Consider the following 2781-nt stretch of genomic DNA (forward strand, 5'->3'; position numbering starts at 1 on the left):
AATATTTAAATGTGTCGCTATATTGATCCGTTTCGGCATAGTTCATAGATGCACTCTTGACTTTTATCATAAGCGATTATGCGAACATGATATAATTCGTAATACTCGCCTCCGGCGAGAAGCAAGCTACATAATTCGTAATTTTGTCAAGCAGGAAGCTAAGTTAGGTAATTGATTTTAGATAAAAATCACAAAGCGGCTATGAATGATTTTTTACTTTACCTTCGATATATTTCTGTATCTTTCAAGTCGCAAATGCAGTACAAAGTTTCCTTCTGGCTGCAAGTCATGGGGCAGCTTTTAGGAACTGCTGTTGAATTTTTTGGAGTTTGGGCACTTTTTAGCCGTTTTAATAGTATTGGTACATGGACTTTGAATGAAGTTGCTATCTTTTATGGAATAGTTAATATTTCTTTTGCCTGTGCTGATGCCCTTGGCAAAGGGTTTGACTCATTTACAACAATAATTAAAAGTGGAGACTTTGACCGTTTACTTGTTCGTCCACGCACCACAGCACTTCAACTTTTAGGGAAAGAGTTTACTTTGAAACGAATCGGAAGATTTTTTCAAGGAATTGTTGTTATGGGGTGGTCACTTTCATCTCTCCACATCCCTTTAACTTTTAAAATTTTATGGCTTTTAGGTATTTCATTTTTTGGTGGAGTTGCACTCTTTGTTGGCATTGTCATTATGCAAGCAACCCTGACATTCTGGACTATTGAATCTCTCGAAATTATGAATATCCTAACTTATGGAGGAGTCGAAACGGCTCAGTATCCTCTTGCAATTTATAGCAAGTGGTTTCAGCGATTTTTTACTTTCTTGATACCGCTTGCTTGCGTCAGCTATTTTCCTTTGCTTGCAGTACTTGAAAAAGAAGATGCGTTTTCAGTGCCTTTGTGGTTTTGTTATGTTTCGCCAATCGCAGGCATTATCTTTCTGATGGTTGCGCTCAAGCTTTGGAAAATAGGAGAGCGATACTATTGTTCTACTGGCAGCTAGTACAACAAAATTGTAGCTGTGTACTCAGGCGTATTTTAAATTAGCAGATCGCACTTTTCTAAAGATTCTGATTTAATACCCTGTAGTATTGCCTGATTTCACTAAACAATGCCACAAGAAGCTCACATGAAAAACTCCAGGAAAGGTTGGTTACGTAAAAGACTCAAAATTACTCTGATTTTCCTGTTAGTACTAGGGCTATTGTTAGTGGGATTTGTCACCTACACTGTGCGTCAATCCTTTGCTCAAGAGAGTGGCACAATTCAATTATTTGAACTGAAAGCTGAAGTAACTGTCCAGCATGATAAATGGGGAATTCCCCATATTTATGCTGCCAATTCTCATGATTTATTTATGGCGCAAGGTTATATCCACGCCCAAGACCGCTTTTGGCAAATGGACTTTTGGCGACACATTGGTTCCGGGCGACTCTCAGAAATGTTTGGTTCTTCTCAGGTTAATACTGATAAATATCTGCGGACAATGGGTTGGGCAAGGGTGGCGCAGCAAGAAATTCAGGAAATTAATGCAGAGATGAAGGCATACCTGGAAGCTTACGCCGATGGTGTCAATGGCTATTTGGCAGAGCATCAAGGCAGCGCCCTGAGTCTAGAATACGCTGTGCTAAAATTCCTCAATCCTGGGTATAAGCCAGAACCTTGGCAAATACTGCATTCTCTGACTTGGGGTAAGGTAATGGCTTACGATTTGGGGAGAAATTTCGAGAACGAAATTGAACGTGCTATTTTGCTCAAAACCCTTAACCCAAATCAAGTAGAGGAACTTTTTCCACCTTACCCTAAAGACTTGCCAGTCATTTTACCTGAGTTGCAGCAAGAAATAGGGGAAGCAGCAGAAGAGAGGGACAATAATGTTGAAGTCCTTCTCAATTCTCCAGATGTATTACCTGCCTTAGAGTCAATTACTAAGCCAATGATGGCTTTAGAACAACTCATTGGGCCTACAGGAATAGGTATTGGCTCAAACAACTGGGTAATATCTGGTCAGCGGACGGCAACAGGTAAGCCAATCTTGGCGAATGACCCCCACTTAGGTGTGCAAATACCCTCTATCTGGTATGAGGTTGGTTTGCACTGTACACCCAAAAGTGCAGAATGTCCCTACAACGTTTCTGGCTTTTCCTTTGCAGGAATGATTGGAGTAATTATCGGTCATAGCGATCGCATTGCCTGGGGTGTCACCAATGTACAATCTGATGTAATGGATTTATACATCGAGAAAATCAACCCAAAAAACCCCAATCAGTATGAGGTGAATGGCAAGTGGGTTGATATGCAACTCGTGCAAGAGACGATTCAAATAGCCGGAAGTCAGCCGATTGTCCAAACGGTGCGCTATACCCAACACGGGCCGATTCTCTCTGATGTTTCGCCCAATCTGAAGCAATTCAAGCCAAGTCAGCCGCTAAAATTACCGCAAAACTACGCCGTAGCCCTACGCTGGACAGCCTTAGCACCTTCCAAACTAGGGTATGCCATTCCCCAAATTAATCGTGCTCAAAACTGGCAGGAATTTCGCACTGCTGCCAGCAATTATGATGTCCCGGCTCAAAACTTGGTCTACGCTGACATTGATGGCAATATTGGCTACCAAATGCCTGGTAAATTCCCCATCCGCGCTAAGGGAGATGGGCGTTACCCCGTTCCTGGTTGGACGGATGAATATCAGGACTTACGCAACTGTCACAAGCGAGGGCGCGGCGCAGCCGTGCCAAGCGCCAAACAACTAGACAATAAACATAGGAATATCCGGACGTTT

2 protein-coding genes are annotated in these 2781 nt (G+C 42.3%); both read left to right on the forward strand.

What is annotated here, in order from left to right; all coding sequences use genetic code 11:
• The first annotated feature begins 201 nt into the window (after nt 1–201).
• Nucleotides 202–1002: an ABC transporter permease gene (locus tag V7K60_RS22350; protein WP_334928448.1), complete on the forward strand. Its 801-nt coding sequence runs from the start codon at nt 202–204 to the stop codon at nt 1000–1002.
• Between the two features lie 108 nt (nt 1003–1110).
• Nucleotides 1111–2781 (forward strand): penicillin acylase family protein (locus tag V7K60_RS22355; protein ID WP_334928450.1); only part of this gene is annotated, 1671 nt, incomplete at its 3' end.

This window comes from Nostoc sp. (assembly GCF_036917555.1).
GTDB lineage: Bacteria > Cyanobacteriota > Cyanobacteriia > Cyanobacteriales > Nostocaceae > Nostoc.